Source organism: Streptomyces vulcanius (genome assembly GCF_042653945.1).
Lineage (GTDB): Bacteria > Actinomycetota > Actinomycetes > Streptomycetales > Streptomycetaceae > Streptomyces > Streptomyces mangrovi.
Genome location: NZ_JBHSFK010000024.1, coordinates 171,664 through 179,762 on the forward strand (window position 1 = coordinate 171,664; position 8,099 = coordinate 179,762).

The 8,099-nt window shown below is 71.8% G+C and carries 5 protein-coding genes; 2 read left to right on the top strand and 3 right to left on the bottom strand.

The window, feature by feature from the left end:
* The first annotated feature begins 48 nt into the window (after positions 1-48).
* Entirely contained in the window at positions 49-2,271 is a 2,223-nt protein-coding gene (locus ACFPIH_RS32595) for a HelD family protein (RefSeq protein ID WP_381180383.1), read from the top strand.
* Positions 2,272-2,346: 75 nt separating this feature from the next.
* Positions 2,347-3,750 carry a cytochrome P450 family protein gene (locus ACFPIH_RS32600; RefSeq protein ID WP_381180381.1) on the top strand — a complete coding sequence of 468 codons (1,404 nt, stop codon included), beginning with the start codon at positions 2,347-2,349 and terminating at the stop codon, positions 3,748-3,750.
* A 40-nt stretch (positions 3,751-3,790) separates the two neighbouring features.
* On the opposite strand, the gene glgB is transcribed toward ACFPIH_RS32600, so the two are convergent.
* The 3 genes from glgB to ACFPIH_RS32615 form a co-directional block, all read right to left on the bottom strand.
* A complete protein-coding gene (gene glgB, locus ACFPIH_RS32605; protein ID WP_381180379.1) occupies positions 3,791-6,115 on the bottom strand; it encodes a 1,4-alpha-glucan branching enzyme in 2,325 nt (774 codons plus the stop codon).
* Between the two features lie 13 nt (positions 6,116-6,128).
* Entirely contained in the window at positions 6,129-7,499 is a 1,371-nt protein-coding gene (locus ACFPIH_RS32610) for a maltokinase N-terminal cap-like domain-containing protein (RefSeq protein ID WP_381180377.1), read from the bottom strand.
* Between the two features lie 43 nt (positions 7,500-7,542).
* Positions 7,543-8,099: alpha-glucosidase C-terminal domain-containing protein (locus ACFPIH_RS32615; protein WP_381180375.1), on the bottom strand; the 557-nt coding region annotated here is incomplete at its 5' end.

The following is an 8,099-nucleotide window of genomic DNA, read 5'->3' on the forward strand; positions in this document are numbered from 1 at the left end:
ATCGGCGCGGGAGTGAAATTGTCAAACACGCCCTTTCCAGATGATGAAATGCGGCGCGAGCAGGAATTCATCGACGGCCTGTACACGCGCGTGGACGCCCTGCGCGGCGACACCGAGGCCGGTGTCACGGATGCCCTGTCCCAGGGGAACACGCCCATGCAGGCGCGGCTGGAGCGGGACATCCTCGTCGCCGAGCGCTCGGGCCTGCTGGCCGCGCTGAACGCCGTGGACGGCTCCCTCTGCTTCGGCCGGGTCGACCTCACCTCCGGCGTCAGCCACCACATCGGCCGGATCGGTCTGCGCACCGACGACGCCGAGCGCACCCCGATCCTGATCGACTGGCGCGCGGAGGTCGCCCGGCCGTTCTACCTGGCCACCGGACACACCCCGATGGGCCTGCGCCGCCGCCGGCACCTCACCACCGAGGACCGCCGGGTCACCGCCCTGCACGACGAGATCCTCGACCTCGGCGACCAGGAGCGCACCGGCCACGAGGACCCGACCGGCGACGCCGTGCTGCTCGCCGCGCTGAACTCCGCGCGCACCGGCCGCATGAACGACATCGTGCAGACCATCCAGGCCGAGCAGGACGAGATCATCCGGGCACCCCACCGAGGGGTGCTGGTCGTCGAGGGCGGCCCCGGCACCGGCAAGACGGCCGTCGCCCTGCACCGCGCGGCCTACCTCCTCTACGAACACCGTGAACTCCTCGCCAAGCGCGCCGTGCTGATCGTCGGCCCCAACCCCGCCTTCCTCGGCTACATCGGCGAGGTGCTGCCCTCGCTCGGCGAGACGGGCGTACTCCTCGCGACCGTCGGCGAGCTGTACCCGGGCGTGAAGGCGACGGCGGCCGACACCCCCGAGGCCGCCGCCGTGAAGGGCCGCGCCGACATGGCCGACGTCCTCGCCGCCGTCGTACGCGACCGGCAGACGCTGCCCGACCCGGTGATCGCGATCGAGCACGACCGCGAGATCCTGATGCTCGACGAGGGTCTCGTCGGCGTCGCCCGCGAGCGCACCCGGGCCGTGCAGCTGCCGCACAACGCGTCCCGCGAGCACTTCGAGGGCCATGTCCTCAACACGCTCACCGAGCTGTACGCCGAGCGCGTCGGCACCGACCCCTTCGACGGCTCCAGCCTCCTCGACCCGAGCGACATCACCCAGATTCGCGACGACCTCGCCGAGAACCCCGAAGTCTGGTCCGCCATCGACCAGTTGTGGCCCAGGATCACCCCGCGCCGGCTGATCGCCGACTTCCTCGCCGAGCCCGAGGGGTACGTCGACGACGCGGACGCGGCCGTCATCCGCCGCCCGGTGACCCGTCATTGGACCGTCGCCGACGTCCCGCTGCTCGACGAGGCAGCCGAACTCCTCGGCGAGGACGACCGGTTGGTGCGGGCAAGGGCCGAGCAGGAGCGGGAGACCCAGGTCGCCTACGCGCAGGGCGTGCTCGACGTGTCGTACGCCTCGCGCACCTACGAGTTCGAGGACAAGAACGAAGAGGACTCGGAGATCCTGTCCGCGCACGACATCATCGACGCCGAACGCTTCGCCGAGCGGCACGAGGAGGACGACCACCGCAGCGCCGCCGAACGCGCCGCCGCCGACCGGACCTGGGCGTTCGGACACATCATCGTCGACGAGGCGCAGGAGCTGTCCCCGATGGCCTGGCGGCTGCTGATGCGGCGCAGCCCCACCCGTTCCATGACCCTGGTCGGCGACCCCGCCCAGACCGCGGAGGCGGCCGGCGTCGGATCCTGGGCGGACATCCTCCAGCCCTATGTCGAGGACCGCTGGGAGCACACCCGCCTCGGCGTCAACTACCGCACCCCCGCCGAGATCATGGAGCTCGCGGCAGCCGTCGTCCGCGCGGAGCAGCCGGACTTCGACCCGCCGACCTCCGTCCGCTCCACCGGCGAACGGCCCTGGGCCCGCGCCACCGACGACCTGCCGGCGGCCGTTGCCGGCGCCGTGGCCGAACTCACCCCCGCCGAGGGCCGACTGGCCGTCATCGCCCCGCGCGCCCTGCACCGCGCGCTCGCCGCCCGCCTCGACGGGGTGACGGCGGGCGCCGAGCCCGACCTGACCCGTACGGTCGTCCTCCTCGACCCGCGCCAGGCCAAGGGTCTGGAGTTCGACTCGGTGCTCGTCGTCGAGCCCGCCGACTACGGCACCAGCGATCTGTACGTCGCCCTCACCCGGGCCACCCAGCACCTCGGAGTGGTTCATACCAAGGAGCTGCCGAAGGCGCTGGTGACGGCCCTGGCGTAACGCTGGATCACCATGATGTAACAGTTCGTGCCGTGATCACTGCGTGTGTACGGCCGGTGCGGTAATCGTGGCGGTATGGAAGCCCTGCCCCCCGCCCCCGCGCCGGCCGACAGCCCCCGCCTCGGGTCGCTGCCCGTCCAGCCGCTGCTCACCGCGGAGTTCGACGCCGACCCCGGCGCCGTGTACCGACGGCTGCGCGGCACCTACGGCCCCGTGGCGCCGGTCGGCCTCATGGGCGTACCGGTGTGGCTCGTTCTCGACTACCGGGAGGTCCTGGAGGTCCTGCGGAACGAGCAGCAGTGGCGGCGCGACGTACGGCACTGGCGGGCCCGCGCCCAGGGCGAACTGCCGTCGGACTGGCCGCTCCTCGCGGGCTACGAGGTGCGCCAGATGATGTTCATGGACGGCGAGGAGCACCGCGCCGCCCGCCGCACCCACCACACCGCCCTGCGCCCCTTCCAGGACTCCAAGAGCCCCGAGGGCTGGGAACTGCGCACCGCCGTCGCCCGCTGCGCCGACGAACTGGTCGCCCTGCTCGCCGCCGAGTCGGGCCGCACCGGCTTCGCCGACCTGAGCGCCCAGTACACCCGGCCGCTGCTGCTGATGGTCACCACCAAGCTCTTCGGCTGTCCCGTCGACCTCGGCGACGAGCTGGTCATGGACCTGTGGCGGATGCTGGACGGCGGCCCCGACGCCGGCCCCGCCACCGGCCGGGCGCTCGCCGCCTTCACCCGGCTCGCCGCCCACCGCAGGGCCCGCCCCGGCGACGACCTCACCTCGTACCTGATGCTCGCCGACCCCTCCCTCGACGACGAACAGCTCGGCCGGGAGCTGTTCATGAACGCCGTCTACCTCAACGACATCACCGGCAACATGATCCTCAACACCCTGCTTGAGGTGTTGCGCGGCAACGCCACGGTGCGCCGCAGCCTGTCGGCGGGGCAGCTGGGCGAGACGGTCAACCGGACGGCCCTGGTCAATCCGCCCGGCGCCAACATGTGCTTCCGCTTCGCCGCACGGGACGTCCGGCTCGGTGAGTTCTGGATTCGCGCCGGGGACGCCGTCTCGCCCTCCGCTGCCGCCGCCCACCAGGACCTGCTGGCGATCAGTTCCTCCCACATGGTCGGCTCCGCCGTCTCCACCCGCGCCCATCTCGGCTGGGGCGCGGGCTCCCACCAGTGCCCCAGCGCGGCCCGCGAACTCGGCTCCCTCATCGTCACCACCGCCGTGGGCCGGATCTTCGAGCACTTCACCCAGGCCGAGCTCACCCTCCCGCCCGATCAGCTGCCCTGGCGCGCGGGCCCGGTGGTCCGGGGCCTGAAGGTCCTCCCCGTCCGCTACGAACTCGCCCACGACGCCCCCGTCCTCCACCGCCCCCGGCCGGAACTCACCCGGACCGCCCAGCAGGGCGAGGGACAGGCCCGTGGCCTGCTGGCGGCACTGCGCCGGCTGATGTTCGGAGCGAAGCAGGACGAATAGCAGGACGAACAGCAGGACGAACAGGTGGTGAACGGGAGGGCTAGGCCGGTCGCAGCCATATCGTGGCGAGTGGTGGCAGGGCCAGGCGGATGCTGGCCGGGCGGCCGTGCCAGCCCTGTGGTTCCGGTTTGACCGGGTCCGGCTGGGCGACGCCGCTGCCGCCGTAGCGTTCGGCGTCCGTGTTGAGGGTCTCGTGCCAGGCCGGTATGTCGTCCGGGACGCCGAGCCGGTAGTCGTCGCGGACGACCGGGGAGAGGTTGGACACGGTCAGCAGCGGGACGCCCTCGGCGTCGTACCGCAGGAACGCGAAGACGTTGTCCTCGGCCGCGTCGCCCACCACCCACTGGAAGCCGGCCGGGTCGATGTCCCGCTGCCAGAGGGCGGGGGTGGCCCGGTAGACGGTGTTGAGGTCGCGGACGAGATCGCGCACGCCCCGGTGGTCGGCCTCCGCGCCGTAGGCCGGGTCCAGCAGCCACCAGTCCGGGCCGTGTACCTCGGACCACTCCGCGCCCTGGGCGAACTCCTGCCCCATGAAGAGGAGCTGCTTGCCCGGGTGCGCCCACATGAAGGCCAGGTAGGCCCGCAGGTTCGCGCGCTGCTGCCACCAGTCGCCCGGCATCTTCGACACGAGCGAGCGTTTGCCGTGGACGACCTCGTCGTGGGATATGGGCAGCACGTAGTTCTCGCTGTACGCGTACACCATCGAGAAGGTCATCTCGTGGTGGTGGTAGCGGCGGTGCACCGGCTCGTGGCCCATGTACTCCAGCGAGTCGTGCATCCAGCCCATGTTCCACTTCAGGCCGAAGCCCAGTCCGCCGCTGTCGGTCGGCCGGGTCACCCCGTCCCAGGCCGTCGACTCCTCGGCGACCGTCACCACCCCCGGACTGCGCCGGTACACGGTCGCGTTCATCTCCTGGAGGAACGCCACCGCGTCCAGGTTCTCCCGCCCGCCGTGCTCGTTCGGAGTCCACTGGCCGGGCTCGCGCGAGTAGTCGAGGTACAGCATCGAGGCGACGGCGTCCACCCGCAGACCGTCGATATGGAACTCCTCGCACCAGTAAGTGGCGTTGGCGACGAGGAAGTTGCGCACCTCGCGCCGCCCGAAGTCGAACTCCAGCGTCCCCCAGTCGGGGTGCGCGGCGCGCAGCGGGTCCTCGTGCTCGTAGAGGGGCTTGCCGTCGAACTCCGCCAACGCCCAGTCGTCGCGCGGGAAGTGCGCCGGCACCCAGTCCATCAGGACGCCGACCCCGGCCCGGTGCAGGGCGTCGACCAGGTACTTGAAGTCGTCCGGGGTGCCGAGCCGGGCCGTGGGCGCGTAGAAACCGGTGACCTGGTAGCCCCAGGAACCGCCGAAGGGATGCTCGGCGACCGGCATCAGCTCGACGTGCGTGAAGCCGAGGTCCCTGACGTAGGCGGGGAGCTGGTCGGCCAGCTGACGGTAAGTCAGTCCGGGGCGCCAGGACGCGAGATGGACCTCGTACACGGAGAACGGGGACTCGTGCACGGGGAGTTCGGCCCGCCCGGCCAGCCACTCCTCGTCGCCCCACTCGTGCCGCGAGGCGTGCACGATCGACGAGGTCGCCGGCGGGACCTCCGTGCGCCGGGCCATCGGATCCGCGCGCAGGGTGTGCGAGCCGTCGGGGCGGACGATGTCGAACTTGTACAGCTCGCCCTCGCCGACCCCCGGCGCGAACAGCTCCCACACCCCGGAGGAGCCGAGCGAGCGCATCGGGTACCCGGTGCCGTCCCAGAAGTTGAAGGAGCCCGCCACCCGCACCCCGCGCGCGTTCGGCGCCCACACGGAGAAGCTGGTGCCGGTCACGCCCTGGTGGGTCCTCGGGTGCGCGCCGAGCACCGTCCACAGCTCCTCGTGCCGGCCCTCGCCGATCAGGTGCAGGTCCAGATCGCCCAGGGTGGGCAGGAAGCGGTACGGGTCCTCGGTCTCCAGGGTCGTGCCCTCGTACGCCACGAGCAGCCGGTAGGCGGGGACCTCCGTCAGCGGCAGCAGCCCGGAGAAGAAACCGTCGCCGTCGTCGTGCAGCTCGGCCCGCAGCTCGCCCGCGACGACCGTCACCGACCGCGCGAAGGGGCGCAGCGCCCGGAACACGACACCGTCACCGCCCGGCGCCGGGTGCGCGCCGAGCACGGAGTGCGGGTCGTGGTGGTCGCCGTGCAGGAGACGGCCGCGGTCGGCGGCATCCAGGGCGGGGGAGAACACGGGCACCTGCTCGGCCTTCGCCTTCGTCTCGACCTTTGCCTTGGCCTCGTCCTTCCTGTCCTTGTCCTTGCCCCTGTCCTTGTCATTGGCCTTGGCCTTGGCCTTGGAAGACTTCTTCCCTGTGGCCTTCTTCTTCGGGGGAGTCACGTGCGGGGCCTCCTCAAGGCAGATCGGGTGCGGCGAGGCGGTGTATCGCGGAGAGCGGTACGGGGAGCCAGTCCGGGCGGTGCCGGGCCTCGTACACGACCTCGTAGACCGCCTTGTCCGTCTCATAGGCCCGCAGCAGTACGGGATCGGTGCGTGGGTCGACGCCCGCCACCTCGGCGTACCCCGAGCAGAACGCCGCCCGGCAGCCGTGCGCCCAGGCCGGGAGCGGCGGGTCGGCCGAGTGCGCCGCGTAGTCGAAGGACCGCAGCATCCCGGCCACGTCCCGCACCGCGGGCTGCGGCATCCTGCGCTCGGCCAGCGGCCGGGCCGGCTCGCCCTCGAAGTCGATCAGCGTCCACTCCCCGGCGGGGGCCCGCAGACACTGTCCGAGGTGCAGATCGCCGTGGACGCGCTGCGCGGTCCAGGTGTGCCCCTCGGCGGCGAGCGCGGCCAGCGCCGTGAAGGCGGTGCGCAGCGCGGGCGCGTAGGGCCGCAGCGTCGGCACGGCCTGCGCCGCCGCCTCCAGCCGTACGACCATCCCGTCGACCAGCGGCTGTATCTGCGCGTGCCCGAACGTCGCCGTGGGCAATGCCCGCGCCAGCGCCCGGTGCACCTCGGCGGTGGCCCGCCCGAGGTCCCGCGCCTCCGCGCCGAAGTCCTCCCCCTTGGCCAGCTCCCGCAGGGCCAGCTCCCAGCCGTCCGTCGCGCCCTGGAGGTAGGGCTGGAGCACGCCCAGGACGTACGTCTCACCCTGGACGTCCCCCTCCATCCACGCCGTCGGCGCCGGCACCCGGGGGCAGCCCTCGCGGGCCAGCGCCAGCGGCAGCTCCAGATCGGGATTGACACCCGGCACGACCCGGCGCAGCAGCTTGAGGATGAACGTATCTCCATAGACGACGGACGAGTTCGACTGCTCGGCGGTCATCAGCCGCGGTACCAGACCGGGCCGGATCTCCTGGTCAAAGTCCCGCTCACAGCGCAGCACGCCGATCCGGGCCCCGGTGCGCAGCGCCTCCAGGAGCAGGCCGGCGGGCCGGGCGTCGTACAGGGCGTCGTAGACGGTCCGCCCGGTCAGCGGTCCGTCCGTGACGTGTCCGATCAGCGCGGGCGCCAGCCGCGGCGGGAGCGCCTCGCGCGCGCCGATCAGCAGCTGGTAGCAGTCGCCGGCGGTGTCGGGCTGGTGGGCGCGCACCAGCAGGTGGTACAGGCCCAGGCGGCTGCGGGACGGCAGCAGCTCGGTGCCCGCGACCAGCGAGAACCCGGTGACCGGACGCCCCTTGCCGGCGAACCACCGCTGCCGGGGCAGCCACTCCCGTAGCAGCGGGTCCAGTGACGCGAGGACGCCGGGACTGGTCGTGCCGGAAGGTGTGACTGTCTTCGCCATGGCGCCACGTTCCTTTCCCCGAGGGGTCGGGGTGTTGCTGATGCTATGCGGGTTCCCGCCGGAGCCGGAACCAGTAGAAACCGTGCCCGCCGAGTGTGAGCAAGTACGGCAGCTCGCCGATGGCCGGGAAGCGCACCCCGCCGAACAGCTCCACCGGGTGGCGCCCCTCGAACCGGCTCAGGTCCAGTTCGGTGGGCTGGGCGAAGCGCGAGAAGTTGTGCACGCACAGGACCAGGTCGTCCTCGTAGTCGCGCAGGAAGGCGAGGACGGCCGGGTTGGTGGAGGGCAGCTCGGTGTAGGTGCCGAGCCCGAAGGCGGGGTTCTGCTTGCGGATCTCGATCATGCGGCGGGTCCAGTGCAGCAGCGAGGAGGGCGAGGTCATGGACGCCTCGACGTTGGTGACCTGGTAGCCGTAGACGGGGTCCATGATGGTCGGCAGGAAGAGCCGTCCGGGGTCGCTGGAGGAAAATCCTGCGTTGCGGTCGGGTGTCCACTGCATGGGGGTGCGGACGGCGTCGCGGTCGCCGAGCCAGATGTTGTCGCCCATGCCGATCTCGTCGCCGTAGTAGAGGATCGGCGATCCGGGGAGAGACAGGAGCA